17 protein-coding genes are annotated in these 17,822 nt (G+C 71.6%); 9 read left to right on the top strand and 8 right to left on the bottom strand.

Going from position 1 to position 17,822, the window contains the following annotated elements; translation table 11 throughout:
- Positions 1-18 precede the first annotated feature (18 nt).
- Together RBR11_RS10260 and RBR11_RS10255 are read left to right on the top strand one after the other, a co-directional pair.
- Positions 19-741 (top strand): signal peptidase I, encoded by a 723-nt coding sequence (locus RBR11_RS10260; protein ID WP_308489234.1) that lies wholly within the window; start codon positions 19-21, stop codon positions 739-741.
- Positions 738-1,271 carry a hypothetical protein gene (locus RBR11_RS10255; RefSeq protein ID WP_308489233.1) on the top strand — a complete coding sequence of 178 codons (534 nt, stop codon included), beginning with the start codon at positions 738-740 and terminating at the stop codon, positions 1,269-1,271. The genes RBR11_RS10260 and RBR11_RS10255 overlap by 4 nt, the downstream gene beginning before the upstream one ends.
- A gap of 68 nt (positions 1,272-1,339) precedes the next feature.
- On the opposite strand, the gene RBR11_RS10250 is transcribed toward RBR11_RS10255, so the two are convergent.
- The 4 genes from RBR11_RS10250 to RBR11_RS10235 form a co-directional block, all read right to left on the bottom strand.
- A complete protein-coding gene (locus tag RBR11_RS10250; RefSeq protein ID WP_308489232.1) occupies positions 1,340-2,152 on the bottom strand; it encodes a response regulator transcription factor in 813 nt (270 codons plus the stop codon).
- A gap of 234 nt (positions 2,153-2,386) precedes the next feature.
- Positions 2,387-2,836, bottom strand: coding sequence for a tRNA (adenosine(37)-N6)-threonylcarbamoyltransferase complex ATPase subunit type 1 TsaE (gene tsaE / locus RBR11_RS10245; protein ID WP_308489401.1), 450 nt, complete (start codon positions 2,834-2,836; stop codon positions 2,387-2,389).
- A gap of 50 nt (positions 2,837-2,886) precedes the next feature.
- Positions 2,887-4,011 carry an alanine racemase gene (gene alr, locus RBR11_RS10240; RefSeq protein WP_308489231.1) on the bottom strand — a complete coding sequence of 375 codons (1,125 nt, stop codon included), beginning with the start codon at positions 4,009-4,011 and terminating at the stop codon, positions 2,887-2,889.
- Positions 4,008-4,367, bottom strand: coding sequence for a holo-ACP synthase (locus RBR11_RS10235; protein WP_308489230.1), 360 nt, complete (start codon positions 4,365-4,367; stop codon positions 4,008-4,010). The genes alr and RBR11_RS10235 overlap by 4 nt, the downstream gene beginning before the upstream one ends.
- 262 nt (positions 4,368-4,629) lie before the next feature.
- On the opposite strand from RBR11_RS10235, the gene RBR11_RS10230 reads away from it, so the two are divergent.
- Positions 4,630-5,457: a DUF559 domain-containing protein gene (locus RBR11_RS10230; RefSeq protein ID WP_308489229.1), complete on the top strand. Its 828-nt coding sequence runs from the start codon at positions 4,630-4,632 to the stop codon at positions 5,455-5,457.
- 153 nt (positions 5,458-5,610) lie between these two features.
- Here the strand turns inward: RBR11_RS10230 and glmS are convergent, their stop codons facing one another.
- Complete coding sequence (gene glmS / locus RBR11_RS10225) at positions 5,611-7,461, bottom strand: glutamine--fructose-6-phosphate transaminase (isomerizing) (protein WP_308489228.1); 1,851 nt, start codon at positions 7,459-7,461, stop codon at positions 5,611-5,613.
- Between the two features lie 76 nt (positions 7,462-7,537).
- Entirely contained in the window at positions 7,538-8,488 is a 951-nt protein-coding gene (coaA, locus tag RBR11_RS10220; protein ID WP_373889791.1) for a type I pantothenate kinase, read from the bottom strand.
- Positions 8,489-8,555: 67 nt separating this feature from the next.
- On the opposite strand from coaA, the gene RBR11_RS10215 reads away from it, so the two are divergent.
- Both RBR11_RS10215 and RBR11_RS10210 read left to right on the top strand, forming a co-directional pair.
- On the top strand, positions 8,556-9,491 hold the full coding sequence (locus tag RBR11_RS10215) for a Ppx/GppA phosphatase family protein (protein WP_308489226.1): 936 nt from the start codon (positions 8,556-8,558) through the stop codon (positions 9,489-9,491).
- A 52-nt stretch (positions 9,492-9,543) separates the two neighbouring features.
- Positions 9,544-10,317: an arsenate reductase/protein-tyrosine-phosphatase family protein gene (locus tag RBR11_RS10210; RefSeq protein WP_308489225.1), complete on the top strand. Its 774-nt coding sequence runs from the start codon at positions 9,544-9,546 to the stop codon at positions 10,315-10,317.
- A gap of 30 nt (positions 10,318-10,347) precedes the next feature.
- Here RBR11_RS10210 and RBR11_RS10205 read toward each other — a convergent pair whose 3' ends face one another.
- A complete protein-coding gene (locus tag RBR11_RS10205) occupies positions 10,348-11,475 on the bottom strand; it encodes a hypothetical protein (protein ID WP_308489224.1) in 1,128 nt (375 codons plus the stop codon).
- Positions 11,476-11,580: 105 nt separating this feature from the next.
- Here RBR11_RS10205 and RBR11_RS10200 point away from each other — a divergent pair, with 105 nt between their 5' ends.
- Together RBR11_RS10200 and RBR11_RS10195 are read left to right on the top strand one after the other, a co-directional pair.
- Positions 11,581-12,966, top strand: coding sequence for a tyrosine-protein kinase domain-containing protein (locus RBR11_RS10200; protein WP_308489223.1), 1,386 nt, complete (start codon positions 11,581-11,583; stop codon positions 12,964-12,966).
- Between the two features lie 77 nt (positions 12,967-13,043).
- The gene (locus RBR11_RS10195; protein ID WP_308489222.1) at positions 13,044-14,483 is read left to right on the top strand and encodes a tyrosine-protein kinase domain-containing protein; all 1,440 of its coding nucleotides are present in this window, start codon (positions 13,044-13,046) and stop codon (positions 14,481-14,483) included.
- Positions 14,484-14,647: 164 nt separating this feature from the next.
- Here the strand turns inward: RBR11_RS10195 and RBR11_RS10190 are convergent, their stop codons facing one another.
- A complete protein-coding gene (locus RBR11_RS10190) occupies positions 14,648-14,803 on the bottom strand; it encodes a hypothetical protein (RefSeq protein ID WP_308489221.1) in 156 nt (51 codons plus the stop codon).
- A gap of 655 nt (positions 14,804-15,458) precedes the next feature.
- On the opposite strand from RBR11_RS10190, the gene RBR11_RS10185 reads away from it, so the two are divergent.
- Together RBR11_RS10185 and RBR11_RS10180 are read left to right on the top strand one after the other, a co-directional pair.
- Positions 15,459-16,988, top strand: coding sequence for a sugar transferase (locus RBR11_RS10185; RefSeq protein ID WP_308489220.1), 1,530 nt, complete (start codon positions 15,459-15,461; stop codon positions 16,986-16,988).
- 205 nt (positions 16,989-17,193) lie between these two features.
- Positions 17,194-17,820, top strand: coding sequence for a hypothetical protein (locus RBR11_RS10180; RefSeq protein WP_308489219.1), 627 nt, complete (start codon positions 17,194-17,196; stop codon positions 17,818-17,820).
- Positions 17,821-17,822 lie beyond the last annotated feature (2 nt).

The following is a 17,822-nucleotide window of genomic DNA, read 5'->3' as shown; positions in this document are numbered from 1 at the left end:
ATCGAAGGAGAAGAAGAGATGACGATCGACCTGGCGAACCAGATGGCGACCACGCGGCGCGCACTCCGCGACCAGCAGCAGTACATCGCCCCGACCGGATCCGTCGCGTCTTCCTCTGCGTCCGGCGCGCGAGTGGGACCGCGCGCCGGCGGGGAGCTGAGCACCTCGGCCGGCACGCGCAGGGGACCGCGCGCCGGCCGGGTGCTCGGTGAGGTGCTGCTGTGGGTGGCCGCGCTCGCCGGCCTCGCGAGCATCGCCCTCGTGATCCTCGCGATGACCGCGCACATCACCCTGATCATGTTCCGCACCGGGTCGATGGCCCCGACGATCCCGACCGGATCCGTCGCCATCGTGCAGCAGATCCCGGCGTCCGAGGTGCACGTCGGCGACGTCGTGACGGTGGACCGGCCGGGACTGCTCCCGGTCACCCATCGGGTCCGCGAGGTCGCCGCCGGTTCCACGCCGCAGCAGCGGACGCTGACCCTCCGCGGCGACGCGAACGCCCAGGACGACACGGCGCCCTACGCCGTCTCCACCGTGCGGATCGTGCGGTACTCCGTACCGGGTCTCGCCCCGCTGATCCTGCTGCTCGGCGACCCGTTCGTGATCGGCGGGTTCACGGTCGGCGCGGCCTCCCTGATCGTGTGGGCGTTCTGGCCGAAGGACGGACGGCGCTCGCGGCGCGACGAGCAGGCTCAGGACGCGGCCACAGACGCCGTCGGACCGGATTCCCGGCCATGAACGGCGAGCTGCCGGTGACCGGCGCGGCGCGACGGAGGGCGGTCCTCGCCGCCGTCGCGCTGCTCGCCGCGGCGCTGGCGCTGCTGCTGACCCGTCCCTCGGACTCGGACGCCTCGTTCACGGACACCGAGAACGCCCGCACCACGGTGACCGCGCTGAGCATGCCCGCCCCGACCGTCACCGGATGCACGGTGCAGACGACGACGGGCTCTAAGGGCCCGGTCTTCCAGAGCGTCACCCTCTCCTGGACGTCGCCGTTCTCGGGAGCCTCCACGGTGACCGCGGCATCGGCGAAGAAGTCCGGGACCGTGCCGTCGTCCTCGATCGTCGCGGACGGATCCTCCGGCGGCGCCTACGCCTACCACGTCACGCTCAGCCAGACTCAGCTGTCCTCCCTGGTCGGGAACGTGTCGAACAGCACGACCACCCTCACGATCCAGGACACGCTCCCGGGCGGGACCTGGACCAGCCCGACGTCGACCCGCACGCTCACGGTCGGCGCGAGCGGGCTCAACGCGAGCTGCTCCTGAACGGATCCGGCGCCTGCCGGCGGCGGGCGCCGTCGGTCATGCCGGCTGGTCGCCGGCGGGCTCGGCCGTCAGGCCGGCTGCTGGGACTGCGCGTACTCGGTGAGCCGGTAGCCCACCCCGCGCACGGTCTCGATGTAGCGCGGCGCCGCCGTGCTGTCGCCGATCTTGCGGCGCAGATTCGTCATGTGCGCCTCGACGGCCCGCTTGTCGGGCTCGCTGACGTACCCCTCGGATCCGAACTCCTCGCCCCGCAGCACGAGCGCGAGGTCCGCCTTGCTGCGCACCCGGCGCTTGGACTCGAGCAGGGTCGCGAGCAGATCGAACTCGGTCGGGGTGAGGTCCACCTCCTGCTGGGCCAGCAGCACGGTGTGCGTGGACGGATCGAGCCGGATGTCGCGATGGGACCGCCAGCTGGTCGCATCCTGTGCGGCGGGCAGGACGTTCGCCGCGGGATCGCGCGCCGGCTCGGATGCGGCGGGAGCGCCGACGGGGCTCTCCGGGCTCTGCCGCGGGCGGCGCAGCAGCGCCTCGATCCGGGCGCGCAGCTCGCGCGGACGGAACGGCTTGACGAGGTACTCGTCGGCACCGGCACCGAGACCCATCACCACGTCCGTCTCCTCACCGAGCGCGGAGATCATCAGGATGTAGGTCGGGCTGACCCGGCGGATCCGGCGCGCGACTTCGAAGCCGTCGATGCCGGGGAGGTTGATGTCGAGAGTCGTGATCACGGGCCGGTGCTGGGCCACGGCGTCCACGCCGTCGAGCCCGGAGACGGCGATGACCGTCTCGAATCCGGCAGAACGGAACACCTCGTCCAGGAGCGAGCCCACATCGGGGTCGTCCTCGATGATCACTGCGGTGCGCACGGGTGCGGCGTTCATACGTTCCTCGTTCATGCCCGGCCTCGGTCACGCCCGTAGGGCGCTGAGGAGCCTCGGTTTCCGGATTCTAACCAATAACAGGTGCGATATACCAGTCGTCCGACGCGGTCCGATACCGACCTCGATGGGCCGGCCGTTCGCTGGTCGCGACACGCCGTCCGTCGCCGGGAATGAGGGCGTGTCGCGACCAGCGAGCGGAGCCGGCGGGCCCGCGCCGGTGCGCGGCCGGGCACCTCAGCGGGTCACCCGGGCGATCGTCACGACGCGGGGGGCGTCGGCGTCCAGGTCCTCGTCGGGCGTCCCGGCGTCGGGCGTCCCGACGCCGGATCCGGACCCGACCGGGCGCTCCAGCTCGATGTCCCACCACGCGTCCGCGAGGTCCTCCGCCATGCCGCGGCCCCACTCGACGACCACGACGGATCCGGGCACGTCGACGTCGAGGTCGTCGAGCTCCGCGGCCGATCCGAGCCGGTAGGCGTCGACGTGCACGAGCGGCGCCCGACCGACGAGCGAGGGGTGCGTGCGCGCGATCACGAAGGTCGGGCTCTGCACGGGGCCGCGGACCCCGAGGCCCTCGGCGAGGCCACGGGTGAACGTCGTCTTCCCGGCGCCGAGCGGGCCGGTGAGGATGAGCACGTCGCCCGCGAGGAGGTCGGCGCCGATCCTGCGGCCGAGCTCCTCCATCGCCTCGGTCGTGGCGATCTCGTGCCGCCCGGCGAGGTCGTCGAGAGCGGTCACGACACGCTCCGCCGAGGCACCCGGGATCCGATCCGCGTCACGATCTCGTAGTTGATCGTCCCTGCGGCCTGGGCCCAGTCCGTCGCCGAGGGCAGACCGAGCGTCGGGTCGCCGAACAGGACGACCTCGTCGCCGACCTCGACCGGGGCGTCGCCGACGTCGACGATGAACTGGTCCATCGCGACCCGGCCGGCCACGGTGAACCGTCGTCCGCCGATCATGACCGGACCGCGGCCCGAGGCGTGCCGGGGCACGCCGTCGGCGTAGCCGAGCGGCACGAGCGCGAGCGTGGTCTCGGCGTCGGTGCGGTGGTCGTAGCCGTAGGACACGCCGGTCCCCGCGGGCACGCGGCGGACGGCCGCGACGGCGCCGCGCAGGGTCATCGCGGGGCGCAGGCCCAGGTCGCCCGAGCTGCGGTCGTCGAACGGGCTGAGGCCGTACAGCCCGATCCCGATCCGGACCGCGTCGAGCCGGGTCTCCGGCAGGTCGATCGCGGCGGCGGTCGCGGCGAGGTGGCGGACCTCGGCGCGGATCCCGAATGACGCGGCCGCGGCGCAGGCCGCCTCGAACGCGGCGAGCGCGGCCCGGTCGTCCTCCGCGGAGGCGTTGGAGAGGTGGCTGAACAGGCCGACGATGCGGATCCGGCCGATCCGCTCGAGCCGTGCGGCCTCGGCGAGCACGCGCTCGGCGTCGGCCGGGGCGATGCCGTTGCGGCTCAGCCCGGTCTCGAACTTGAGGTGCACGTCGACCGGACCGTGGCCGGATCCGGATCCGGCCTCGGCCGCCGCCGCGAGCTGCGCGAAGGAGGAGATGCCGAGCTCGATCCGCGCCTCGGCGGCGTCGTCGAAGCGCCGGCCGGGCTCGTGCAGCCACGCCATGATCCGGGCGTTGATCCCCTGACGGCGCAGCTCCAGCGCCTCCTCGACGCAGGCGACGCCGAGCCGCGTCGCACCCCCGGCGAGGGCGGCGACGGCGGCCGCGGCGGCACCGTGGCCGTAAGCGTTGGCCTTCACGACGCCGATCACGTCGACCCCCGTGAGCCGGCGCAGGTGCCGGGTGTTGTCGCTGATCGCGTCGAGGTCGATCGTCGCCTCGCGGAACGGGACGGAACGCCCGGTCATGCGCTGTCCCCCTCGAGCACGACGTGCGCGGCGGCGAGGCCGGCATCGTGGCTCATCGAGAGATGCAGCGCGATGACGCCTCGCGCCGCGACCGCTTCGGCGGTGGATCCGTCGAGCACGAAGTACGGGCGCCCCGACGGCTCGGAGGCGACCTGGATCTCGGTCCAGTACACGCCGTCGGATCCGCCCAGGGCCTTGATCAGCGCCTCCTTCGCGGCGTACCGCGCGGCGAGCGACGGGATCCGCAGCTCCCGCTCGGCCGGCGCGAACAGCCGCTCGCGCAGCGTCGGGGTCCGCTCCAGCGTGCGCTCGAACCGCGGGATGTCCACGATGTCGATGCCGGTGCCGATGATCACCGATTCAGCCTACCGGGGCCGCTCCGGTCGCTGAGCCCGTCGAAGCGCCCGGCCCGCGATCGTGCGGGACGGCGCATCCGGCGGGAGATCCGACACTCGGCGGGAGGATCGGGCGCGGATCTCCCGCCCGCTGCCGGTTCTCCCGCCAGATGTACCGAGAACCCGGGCGACTTCGTCCTGCACAACGTGCGCCGTCGGAGATCTCCGCACCCATCCCGTGATCGCCGCCCCGGAGCCTGGCCGCACATCGGACGATGGCTCGATGCCGGATCCTGCCGCACTCCTCGAGATCCGCGGCGTGGCCCGCGGCGTCGACCTCCGCGCCTTCGGCTGCACGCGCAATCACCTCGCCACGGCCGTCGCGCGCGGCGAGATCCACCGGGTGCGGGACGGCGTCTTCGCGTCCCACACCGCACCTCCCGAGGTTGTGACCGCCGCAGCGCACGGAGGCGCGCTCACGTGCGCCAAGGCGCTGCATCACCGTGGGATCTGGACGCTCGCGGAAGACGATCGGCCGCACGTCTGGCTCGGTGCCGGCGGACGCCCCCATCCGCACCCGGACTGCCGCTGCGTCGTGCATTTCCGCGCGGGCACGATGCGGCTGGGCCTGGCCGACGTCGAACACGCGCTGATCCACGCCTTCCACTGCCACGGCGACGAGTTCTTCTTCGCCGCGTTCGAGTCGGCCTGGAACAAGATGCTCATCGGATCCGCTGCACGGTCGCGCATCCGCGCGGCGCTGCCCACTGCCGGACGTTGGCTCGTGGACCTGGCCCGTCCGGACGCCGAGAGCGGGCTGGAGTCGATCCTGCGGCTGCGCCTGCATCTGCTCGGGATCCGGCTCGAGTGTCAGGTGCGGATCCCCGACGTCGGGCGGGTCGACTTCGTCATCGAGGGCAGGATCATCCTGGAGGCCGACGGCAAGGGGAACCACGACGGACTCTCCCACCGCCACCGCGACCTGCAGCGCGATGCCGCCGCATCGCGTCACGGGTACGAGACCTTGCGCTTCGATTACGCCATGATCATCCACGACTGGGACACGGTGCTCGCCGCGATCCTTGCCGCACTGGCCCGCGCCCGTGCTTGACCCGCAGCGGGCCTGGATCCGCCGTCGGGCCCAGATCCGCCGTCGATCATCGGGCGGGAGAAATCACGATCGGCGGGAGATCCAGGCTCGGATCTCCCGCCGACTGCACGAACTCCCGCCAGATGCGCGAGCCCTTCGAACGCCTTCCGGGCCCTACTCCACGGTGACGGACTTGGCGAGGTTGCGGGGCTGGTCCACGTCGAGGCCCTTGGCGGTGGCGAGGGCCATCGCGAAGATCTGCAGCGGGACGACCGCGAGGACCGGCTCGAAGAGGGCGCCGGCCAGCGGGATCCGGATCACCTCGTCGGCGAAGGGCAGCACGGCGGCGTCGCCCTCCTCCGCGATCACGATCACGCGCGCGCCGCGGGCCCGGATCTCCTGGATGTTGGAGACGACCTTGGCGTGCAGCAGCGCGGAGTGCCGCGGCGACGGGACGAGCACGAACACGGGCTGACCGGGCTCGATGAGCGCGATCGGGCCGTGCTTGAGCTCGCCGGCGGCGAAGCCCTCGGCGTGGATGTACGAGATCTCCTTGAGCTTGAGCGCGCCCTCGAGCGCGATCGGGTAGCCCACGTGGCGGCCGAGGAACAGCACGGAACGGGTGTCGGCCATCCAGCCGGCGAGCTGCGCGACGTGCGCCTGCTCTTCGGCGAGCACCTTGGCGACCTTGCCCGGAAGAGCCTCGAGCTCGGCGACCGCGGCGGCGGACTCGGCGGCGGAGACGGATCCGCGCACCCGGCCGACGTGCAGGCCGAGCAGCAGCAGGGCGGTGATCTGCGCGACGAACGCCTTGGTCGATGCGACGGCGACCTCGGGGCCGGCGTGCGTGTAGACGACGGCGTCGGACTCGCGCGGGATCGTCGCGCCCTGCGTGTTGCAGACGGAGAGCGTGCGCGCGCCGCGCTCACGGGCGTACTTGACGGCCATGAGCGTGTCCATGGTCTCGCCGGACTGGCTGATCGAGACGACGAGCGTGTTCTCGCCGATGACCGGGTCGCGGTAGCGGAACTCGTGCGCGAGCTCGACGTCGGCGGGGATCCGGGCCCACTGCTCGATCGCGTACTTGCCCACGAGCGCGGCGTACGACGCCGTGCCGCAGGCGGTGATGATGACGCGGTCGATTCCGCGGAACAGGTCGTCCAGGCCGTCGAGCTCGGGGATCACGACCTCGCCGTCCCGGATCCGGCCGCGGACCGTGTTGGCGACGGCCTCGGGCTGCTCTGCGACCTCCTTGGCCATGAAGCTCGGCCATCCGCCCTTCTCGGCGGAGGCGGCGTCCCAGGAGACTTCGAACGGCTCGGACTCGACGGGGTTGCCGGCGAAGTCGGTCACGGTGACGGCGTCGGGGGTGATCGCGACGATCTCGTCCTGCCCGATCGCGAGCGCTCGGCGGGTGTGCTCCACGAACGCGGCGACGTCGGATCCGAGGAAGTTCTCCCCCTCGCCGAGGCCGATCACGAGCGGCGAGTTGCGGCGCGCGCCGACGACGAGGCCGGGCTGGTCCTGGTGCAGGGCGAGCAGGGTGAACGCACCCTCGAGGCGGTTCACGACCGCGCGGAACGCCTCCTGCAGGTCGCCGGTGCGACGGTACTCGCGGCCGAGCAGGGCGGCGGCGACCTCGGTGTCGGTCTCGCTGCGGAAGGTCACGCCGTCCGCGATCAGCTCGGCGCGCAGGGCGGCGAAGTTCTCGATGATGCCGTTGTGGATCAGCGCGAGGCGGTCTTCGTCGGCGAGGTGCGGGTGCGCGTTCGCGTCGGTGGGTCCGCCGTGCGTCGCCCAGCGGGTGTGCCCGATGCCGGTCGTCCCCTCGGGGAGGGCGGCGTCGGCGAGCGAATCGCGCAGGACCTGCAGCTTGCCGGCCTTCTTGCGCATCCCGAGGGATCCCGACTCATCGATGACGGCGATGCCGGCGGAGTCGTATCCGCGGTACTCCAGACGGGCAAGGCCGGCGAGCAGGATGTCCTGGCTGGGCCGCGGGCCCACATATCCGACGATTCCACACATGGGTCCCAGGGTACGGGGACCCATTTGCACGGACTCCGTACGAACCCGCCGAGGCCCGGAATCCTGGGAGCGGGCCTCAGAGCTTGCGCAGCAGCACCGACTCCACGGCGTGCGAGGCGCCCTTGTTCAGCACGAGCGTGGCGCGGTGCTTGGTGGGCATGACGTTCTCGATGAGGTTCGGCAGGTTGATCTCGTTCCAGTACCCCATCGCGGTCGTGACGGCCTCCTCATCGGTGAGGTGCGCGAACACGTTGAAGTAGGACGACGGGTTCGTGAACGCGCCCTGGCGCAGCGCCAGGAACCGGTCCACGTACCACTGCGCGATGTGGTCGAGGTTCGCGTCGACGTAGATGGAGAAGTCGAACAGGTCGCTCACCGCGACGTCGTTCGGGGCGGGCGGCGGCTGCAGCACGTTCAGGCCCTCGACGATCACGACGTCGGGGCGGCGCACCACGACGTGCGCGTCCGGGACGATGTCGTACCGGATGTGCGAGTAGAACGGCGCACGCACCTCTTCCGCGCCGCTCTTCACCTTCGTGAGGAACTCGATCAGAGCGCGCCGGTCGTACGACTCCGGGAAGCCCTTGCGGTCCATGATCCCGCGGCGCTCGAGCTCCGCGTTCGGCAACAGGAAGCCGTCGGTCGTGACGAGCTCGACCCGGGGCGTGCCGGGCCAGCGGCTCATCAGCTCGCGCAGCAGACGCGCGATGGTCGACTTGCCGACGGCGACGGATCCGGCCACGCCCACGACGAACGGCGTGGTGCTGTCGTCCTCGTCGAGGAACTGGCTCGTCGCCTCGCCGAGACGCTTGGTCGACGTCGCGTACAGACTGAGCAGGCGGCTCAGCGGCAGGTACACCTCCTGCACCTCGCGCAGGTCGAGGCGGTCGCCGAGGCCGCGGATCCCGACGACCTCGGTCTCGCTCAGCGGCTGGTCGAGGTCGGCCGCGAGGCGCGCCCAGTCGGCGCGATCGATGCGACGGTACGGCGACAGCGGCGCGAGGGTGTCGGAGCTCACGCGGTCCATCGTAATGAAAGCGCGCCGGTTCGCTGTGCCGCGCTCTCGTCCGGAGGCGCAGGAGTATTCTCTCCCCGTGCGTCTCGGAGTCCTCGACATCGGATCCAACACGGTCCACCTGCTCGCCGCCGACGTGCATCCCGGCGGCAGACCGCTGGCGACCACGAGCGACCGGTCGATCCTGCGGCTGATGCGCTTCCTCACCCCGTCCGGCGCGATCTCGGAGGAGGGCGTGCGCGCGCTCGAGGAGGCCGTGGAGCAGGCCCGCCGCGTCGCCGCGCAGGAGAGGGTGGACGCGCTGCTCGCGACCGCGACGAGCGCCATCCGCGAGGCGGCGAACGGGCCCGAGGTGATCGCCCGGGTCGAACAGGCGCTCGGACAGCCGCTGCAGGTGCTCAACGGCGAGACCGAGGCGCGGCTGACGTTCCTCGCCGTGCGCCGCTGGTTCGGCTGGGCGGCGGGGCAGATCCTGCTGTTCGACATCGGCGGCGGATCGCTCGAGCTCGCGGCCGGCTCCGAGGAGCTGCCCGATCTCGCCGCCTCGGTGCCGCTGGGCGCCGGCCGGCTCACCGTGCAGTTCCTGCCCGACGACCCGCCCGGAGAGGAGGCCGTGGAGCGGCTGCGCGCGCACGCCGCCGAGGCGATCGCCCCGGTGGCCGCGCAGTTCTCGGTGCTCCCCCGGCCCGATCACGTCGTCGGCTCGTCGAAGGCGATCCGTTCCCTGGCCCGGCTCGTCGGCTATCCCGTGCCCGGCTGGTCGGGGTACGAGCGGATGCTGCTGCCGCGTGCGGCGCTCGGATCCTGGATCCCCCGCCTCGCGCGTCTGCCGGCCATCGCCCGGCAGGAGCTGCCGGGGATCACCCCGGACCGCACGTTCCAGATCGTCGCGGCCGCCGTGGCCCTGCACACCGCGATGACCGCGATGCGCGTGGACGAGCTGGAGGTCTCGCCGTGGGCGCTGCGCGAGGGCGTGCTGCTGCGCTACATCGAGGACCAGGCGCACGGCGCCTGATCGGATCGTCGTCTTCGGCGCCGTCCGACCCCGCTCCCCCTACCCTGGTGTGATGAACGACCCGAAGGACCCGCGGGCGGCGGACGCATCCCCCGCCCCCCTGACTCGGCGCGAGCTCCGAGCACGGCGCGACGCCGATGCGACGGCCGATGCGGAAGCCGCCTCCCCGGCATCGCGCGCCCCGTTCGCCGGCGCGTCGCCGACCGGGTCGCCCGCCGCCGTACCGGACCACGAGTCGGTGCCGACGATCCTCACCGTGTGCACGGGCAACATCTGCCGCTCGCCGATGGCGGAGGTGCTGCTGCGCGCCCGGCTCGGCGGCCTCGGGGTCCGCGTGCACAGCGCCGGCACCCACGGCCTCACCGGCGAGGGGATGACGGATCTCGCCCAGGAGGTCGCGATCGCCGCCGGCGCCGATCCTCACGACGCCGCCGCGCACGAGGCGCGCTATCTCCTCGACCCGCTGCTCGCCGAGTCGGATCTGATCCTCACGATGACGAGGGAGCATCGCTCGCACGTCGTGCAGATGATGCCGTCGCTGCTGCGCAGGGCCTTCACGATCCGGGAGTTCGCCCGCCTCGCATCGGCGACCGGCGACGACGAGATCCATGCGGCGATGGCGGGCCCCGGCCCGGACCGGAGGGCGCGCCTGCAGGCGCTCGGCCGCGTGCTCAGCGACCACCGGGGCATGGTCCCCGGCTTCCCCGAGGACGACGACGTGCTCGACCCCTACCGTCGACCCCGCGAAGTGTACGAGGAGGCCGCGGCGCTGCTCGCTCCCGCCCTGACCGAGGTCGAGCGGGTCGTCACCCTCGCACTCGCCTGACGCGGGCGTCGACCGGGCGGGAAACGGGCGTCAGCCGGCCGGCGGGGACGGGACCGTCAGCGACGGCGTTCCCGTGTCCGAGGGCGTCGTCGGCGCCGCGGTGGGCGAGGTCCCGCGAGTCTGCTGACCGTTCGTGGTGCCCGCGCCCGTCTCCGGATTCGTCGTACCCGCGACGGGCTGCCGGGGTGCGGCCACCAGCGCCTGGACGGCCGCGCGATACGCCGTGATCGCGGCGGCGCCGCCCTGCGCCAGGTTCGTCGTCGCGATCCGCGTCGCCGCCGCGGTGACCGCGTCGCGCAGGGTCCGATCCCGACTCGAGTACTCGTCCACCATCCTCGCAGCCAAGGTGGGGAACGCGGCCGCGACCGAGGCGCGGCGCGCATCGTAGGCGGCGATCGTCGACGACACCTTGTCCGAAATGGCCGCGAGCGGGGCTGTCATTGCCTGCCAGGCGCGCGTGCGCGCCTGGCTCTGGTCGGCGGCCTTGGCGATCGAGTCGAGGGAGCGTTCGTCGACGCGCACCGTGTCGTCGGCGGGCAGCGTAGGCAGGGTGATCGCCTTGAGTGCGTTGGTCGTCGCCGCCGCATCGGCGATCGCACCGGTCAGCATCGACGAATCCGCCAGTCGTACGGTGTCACCCGCGCGGTCGACGAGACCGGGCTGCAGGCTCACGAACGCCGCCTGCAGGGACTGCACGTCGTCGAGGGCGTCGCGGATCCGGGCGGCCGTCTGGGCATGCGAGTTGCGCACGCCCTGCGCCAGATCCTCGACGGCAGCCTCGCCGGCCTGCAGGGCGGCGTACGCGTCGGCGGCGGGATTCGCATTCGCGGCGTGCACCACGCCCGCCACCCCCGCGCTGGCGAGCACGACGGCCGCGATCACGCCCGCCGTCACGTTGACGACGTCGCGGCGGGGCCCGCGCGAGCCACGACGGGTGGACTTCGCACTCTGAGCCGGCAGGACGATGGGAGCGGCGTCGCGCTGCGACGCCTGAACCGTCCGCACCAGTGCTGGCACGTCCGCCACCGCGACGACCTGGCGCAGCCCCGCGCGCTCCCCACCGAACATCTCGTTGAGCCGGCGCACGGTGTGATGGTCGTCGAACACGATCCGCGTACTGCGCGGGCCGTCGGGGAAGAGCGCTTGCAGCCTCGACATGCGGAACTCTCCTCGTCCTGTGCTCGGTCGGAGTGCGTGAGCGCCCGATAGTCTCGGTACCACCGCACCCCGTCCCGCCATTGTGCCAGTCCCGTGAGGAGCCTCGTGGATCTTCCCTCCTTTCTCCGCACGATGCGCCGCCAGTCCGTCCTCATCATCTCCGGCGTCGTCGTCGGCGTCTCGGCCGGCGTGCTCGTCTCCCTGTTCACGCCCCAGCGGTATGAGGCGAGCACCGACGTCTACATCGCGGCGCAGTCGTCAGCCCAGGCCAGCACCGCCGATCGGACGCAGGCGAGCTCGTACACGCGTCAGGCCGTCGAGAGCTACCGGATGCTCATCACCAGCTCGCTGGTGCTGCAGCCGGTGATCGACAGCCTGCGTCTGCCGACGACGGTCGCAGCCCTCACGCCCTCCGTGCGCGCGACCACGGGCCAAGACAGTCTCGTCATCACCATCTCGGCCTCCGCGCCCGTGGCCGTGCAATCGGCGCGCCTCGCCAACGCGATCTCCGAGAGCTTCCAGACCGTCGTCGAGCAGAAGCTGGAGAAGCCGTCGGAGACCGCGACCTACCGGATCCAGGTGATCTCAGTGCAGCCCGCCCTGGTGCCCGTTCGGCCCGCCGCACCGGCCCTGCCGTTGTCGCTGGCCCTCGGCGCCACCGCCGGTCTCGCCGTCGGGATCGGCGCCGCCGTGCTGCGCGGCCAGCTCGACACCCGGGTGCGCACCCGGGACGAGCTCCAAGCCGCGGTCGACCTCCCGGTGCTCGCCGTGACGGCGTTCGATCCGTCCGCGTCGCAGCGTACTCTCGTGCTCGCGGCGCAGCCGCGCAGCCCGCGCTCCGAGCCATATCGAACGCTGCGCACGAACGTCGGATTCTTCATCCCGCCCGGGCGGTCTGGTGTGTTCGCGGTCACGAGCTCGTCCCCCGGCGAGGGCAAATCGACCCTCGCTGCGAACCTGGCGCTCAGCTTCGCCGAGGCCGGTCACCGGGTCGCCCTGCTCGACGCGGACCTGCGCAAGCCGCGCGTGGCGGCCAGCTTCGGCGTGAACGGCGATGTCGGGCTGAGCGACGTGCTTGCCGGACGGATCAGCATCAACGACGCGCTGCAGCGATGGAAGACAAGCACCCTGTTCGTGCTCCCCGCCGGAGCCATCCCGCCGAACCCCGCAGAACTGCTGGGATCGCCGTCGATGGAGGTGCTGATAGAGCAGCTGACTGCCGCGTTTGACATCGTGCTCATCGACACGCCCCCCGTCCTTCCGGTAACGGACGCCGTGGTTGTCTCTCACCTCTGCACGGGCGTGATCCTGGCTGCCGCCACCGCCGGCGTCGCCGCGGCCCGGATCGCGGACGCCGCCACCACGGTGGATGCGGCCAGCGGACGGGTCATCGGAACGGTGCTCACGAAGCAGCCGACGCCCAGGGGCGGTCGCAACCCGTACGCGGGCTACGGGCACGCGTTGGACGCACCGCGCATCGCCGCTTCCTGACCCGCGACGCGACTGTCGAATCAGGCCGCGATCACTCGGTAACATTGTGAGACCGTGAATTCAAGAGGGGGGCGGGCATGGATCTCCACGATTACGTGCGCATTCTGCGGAAGAACTGGATCCTGATCCTGATCGTCGTCGTCGGCGTCGCGGGAGGCGCCGGGTACGCAGCCCTGCAGCACCCGAAGTACAACGCTTCGACCCAACTGTACGTGTCGGTGCGCACCGAGGGAGCCGCGACCGGCGACCTCGTGCAGGGCCAGACGTTCGCCCGACAGATGGTCACCAGCTACGCCGACATCGTCGGCACCGCGCTGATCCTCGCCCCTGTCATCCAGAAGCTGAATCTCGACACCACGTCTGCGCAGCTCGCGAAGCAGGTCACCGCGACGACACCGTTGAACACCGTCCTGATCGACATCTCCGTCGTCGACGGCGATGCGGATCGTGCGGCGAAGATCGCGAATGCCGTCGCGGTGAGCTTCACCGACGCCATCCAAAGCACATTGGAGAAGCCCACGGGCGGCAACAACAGCCTCGTGCAGGTGACCGTGACCGAGCCCGCTGCGGCGCCGGCCGCACCGTCCAGCCCGAACATCCCGCTGACGCTGGCGCTCGGCGCCGTCCTCGGCCTCGCCCTCGGCCTGGGCATCGCGGTGCTGCGCACCATGCTCGACACGCGCGTGCACACCCTGCACGACCTCGAGGCGATCACCAGCAAGCCGGTGCTGGGCGGGATCGCCAAGGACCCCGACGCCGCCAAGCGACCGCTCATCGTGCACGCCGACCCGCGCGGCCCGCGCGCGGAGTCTTTCCGCGCCCTGCGCACCAACCTGCAGTTCCTCGCCGTCGACGACGGTCCGCGCGTCTTCGTCGTCTCCAGTGCCGGCCCGGGCGAGGGCAAGTCGACGACCGCCGCCAACCTCGCCATCGCCCTCGCCGAGACCGGTGCACGCGTGGCCCTCATCGATGGCGATCTCCGTCTCCCCCGCGTCGCCGACTACATGGGCATCGAGGGGGGTGTGGGCCTCACCGACGTGCTGATCGGACGGATCGACGTCGCCGACGCGCTGCAGAAGTGGGGCGGCAGCAACCTGTTCGTGCTGACCAGCGGGCGGATCCCGCCGAACCCGAGCGAGCTGCTCGGGTCGACCGCGATGGACCAGGTGCTCGCCCCGCTCGGCGACTACTTCGACTACGTGCTGATCGACGCCCCGCCGCTGCTCCTCGTCACAGACGCGGCAGTGCTGGGCAAGAAGGCACGGGGCGTGATTTTGGTGTCGGCGTCCGGCGAGACGAGGAAGCAGGAGCTCACAGGCGCCATCCGGACGCTCGAGACCGCCGGCGTCGACCTGCTCGGCGTGGTCGCGACGAAGCTGCCCACCAAGGGCCCGGACAGCTACGGCTACGGTTCGTACACCTACGGGATGACCCATTCGACGACCGGCGAGATCACGACCGTCCAGACGACCGGCAACGGCAAGAGCCAGAAGCGCCGGAAGCGCGCAACGGCCTGATCCGTCATCCCGCGACCGATGCGGGATGACGCCCCGGACGCGGGCACGACCACCCGTCTTCTGCCTCGCACCGAGGCGCACCCCCGGATCCCACCGAGAACTCGGCCGCAGGGATGGCGCTGCCGCGGCTGGGGACACGGCGAGTGCCCCCGGCCGCGGCACCGCTACTTGCAGGTGTCCCCGATCGTCACGGGAGTCGCCCGGGACATCGGCGTCGTCCACACGGCGAGCGGGCCGCCCGGGCCCGGGGCCTGGAACTCGACGCTCACCGTGTGCGAGCCCGCGAAGCGTGTGAGGATCTCGACCTTGCTCAGGCCCACGGCCGCGTTCTGCAGACACTGATCGATGCAGGCCGAAGGTCTTCGAGAGGTCGGCGACCGACGCCGGATCGACCCGCCTGTCCGCGATCTTCAAGCTGCTCCGCTTCACGGTCGTAGCGGGCTTGACGGCGTTCTGCGAGAGGCCGCCTGTCACCTCGGCGACAGTCCGCACCGCGACGAGATTGGCCCCGACGCACAGGAGCTTCTCTCCCAGGCCTTACCAGCCGCCCTTCGTCGTCCGGCGAGCGCGCATCCGCACAGTCGGGGACGCCACGACCGGCAAGACCCTCCCCGCCCCGACGCACGCGATCGCCGGGCGGATCCTCGCGCTCGTCCGCGAGGCGGGGGCGTCCTCCGGCGACCGGGATACCAAACCTGACCTGCGGAAAAGGAACTCGCAAACAGGACGCGGATGGATCTTCCCCCGGCGGCCGTCATGGGCTAGAGTCACATCATTCGAGCAGGTCGTCTGCACGCCTCTGCCGCCTGGGAACGGCGGAGGACATCGGGAATTGGGATCCCGGTGGGAGACGGCACCGAGGGGTCGGTCGCGCGAATGCACCGTTCGTCGTCCACGAACGGCACTGGGGAAGCACTGGGGAAGGACAATGACGCACTGGGGACTGCGTATTGTCATGGCTCGAGGAGCCACGACATGACCTCCGTGAAGGAGGCACTGGGCCTCGCACGCCCGGGCATGTTCACGCCGCTGCCGACGCTACAGACGGACAAGTCCGTCATGGTCGACGCAGCGACGGCTCCGCGAGCCTCCGCCGCGCTCACGCGTCGGCGGGAATGGGAGCACCGCTTCCGCGGGCGCCTGCTGCTCAGCGACACCGCGACGGTGCTCAGCGCCGTCGTCTCGAGCGCCGCCATCGAGATGAGCGGGGGCGCGGCCGGATCCGACGTCGCCCTGCGCGCCGTCCTGCTGGCGACGATCTGGATGGTGCTGCTCGGCACGCTGCGCACCCGCGATGCGGCGCTCTTCCGCAGGGGCGCCGAAGAGGCGAGGACGCTGGCGACGGCCACCGCCCTGTCCTTCGGCGTCGTCGCCATGGCGGCGGCCGCACTCGGATGGGAAGCCATGCGGCCGACCGTCCTGGTCGGCCTGCCGATCGGACTCGCAGGACTCCTGCTCAGCCGACTCGCCTGGCACAGCCGCCTGCGCGCCCTCCGCCGGAGGAACCGGTTCGTGTCTCGCACCCTCGTCGTCGGCAATCGCGTCGACGTGGAGAGCGCGATCCGGGCCCTGATCCCGGCGGAGAAGTCCGGTTATGCGGTCGTTGGGGCGACCCTGCTGGATGGCAATGCGCGCGACCTCGTGGTCCGAGACGCGCGAATCCCGGTCTTCGGCAACGCGATCACGGTGGGGACCGTGGCCGCGGAGCTGAGCACCGACACAGTCGTGCTGGCGAGCCGTCCGAGTGGGGACCCGGACTTCGTCAAGCGACTGAGCTGGGGATTGGAGGGCACGGCTGCCGAGCTCGTGCTCTCCGATCCCCTGCCAGACGTCGTCGGCACGCGTCTGCACTTCTCCAGTGCGGACGGACTGCCGCTCATCCACGTGCGGATCTCGGACTTCCGTGCGCATCGCGTGCTCAAGCGCATCGTCGATGTCACCGTCGCCTCGCTGGCGCTGATCCCGATCGCGATCCTCGCGCCCGTGATCGCCGTGCTGATCAGACTCGACTCGCCCGGTCCGGTGTTCTTCCTTCAGGAGAGGGTGGGACGGGATGGCCGCATGTTCCGGATGGTCAAGTTCCGCTCCATGCACACGGACGCCGAGCAGCGGCTGATCGCCTTGCAGGACCAGAACCAGGGCGCCGGGCCTCTCTTCAAGATGAAGGATGATCCGCGCGTCACCCGGGTCGGCCGGATCCTGCGCAAGCTCTCGCTCGACGAGCTCCCGCAGTTCTGGAACGTCCTCGCCGGCGACATGAGCGTCGTCGGCCCCCGCCCTCCGCTGCCGCGTGAGGTGATCGACTACGCCGACCAGGTCTTCCGGCGCCTCTACGTCAAGCCCGGGATCACCGGCCTCTGGCAGGTCTCCGGACGCAGCGATCTCTCCTGGGAGGAGAGCGTGCGCCTCGATCTGCGATACGTGGAGAACTGGTCCGTCACCGACGACCTGCACATCATGTGGCGCACGGCGAAGGTGCTGATCCACCCGCACGGAGCGTACTGATGACCGGCGGCCACCCTGCCGCGCCGCATAGACCGGGTCCGCGGTCAGGCCTCCCGTCGCCGTCAAGTGCTCTTCCTCCCCCAGAGCATGGCGAACCCCTGGCCGCGGGCCCCTGGGCATCAGAAACATCGGAGCTGTACCCGTGACTCGGGAGGTCGCGGGCGGGGGAGCACACGGCCCGTAGGGCCGAGGGGAGGCGACAGCGATGTCGGACGACGCACGCGGAAGCGGGATGACCCGGGCGATGAAGATCGCGATCGCCGTGGTCGGCGCGCTTGCGGCCGCGGGGATCATCACCGCGATCGCACTGACCGCGGCCGCCGGCCCCGGAGCTCGTCCCGGGCCGCACCCGGCGACCACCGCCGCGGCCCGGAGCACGTCGGGCCCTCTGCCCGGCGCCACGCCGACCTCCGGCTCCGAGGTGCCGCCGCCACCGGCCACCCCGCTCAGCGCGTTGCCTCCGGCGAGCGCCCGACCGGCCAAGCCGCTGATCAGCGCCCCGCTGCCCGCATCGGGCTCGAAGGACGGCGGGATCGTCGACGGATTCCCGACCGCCATCGCCGGGCCCGCGGCGGGCTCGACGGTGCGCTCGAGCTCGATCGCCGCGCAGAGCACCGTGATGCAGGTGACCCTGTCGGCGCTCTCGTCGGCATCGCAGAACGACATCCGCGCCGAGTACCGCACGCGCTGGGCCGCGGCGGGTCTGAACGAGCAGCCGACGGCCGACGGCACGATGACCTTCGTCGGAGCCTACGAATCCCTCACCCTGTCCTTCGGCTCCTCGGGCACGGGCACGCTGTACACCGTCTTCGGGGTCCTCCGGACGCAGTGAGG

Origin of the sequence: Microbacterium capsulatum (assembly GCF_030865425.1) — a bacterium.
In the GTDB taxonomy this organism is placed as follows: Bacteria; Actinomycetota; Actinomycetes; order Actinomycetales; family Microbacteriaceae; genus Microbacterium; species Microbacterium capsulatum.
This window is presented reverse-complemented; position numbering and strand designations above follow the sequence as displayed.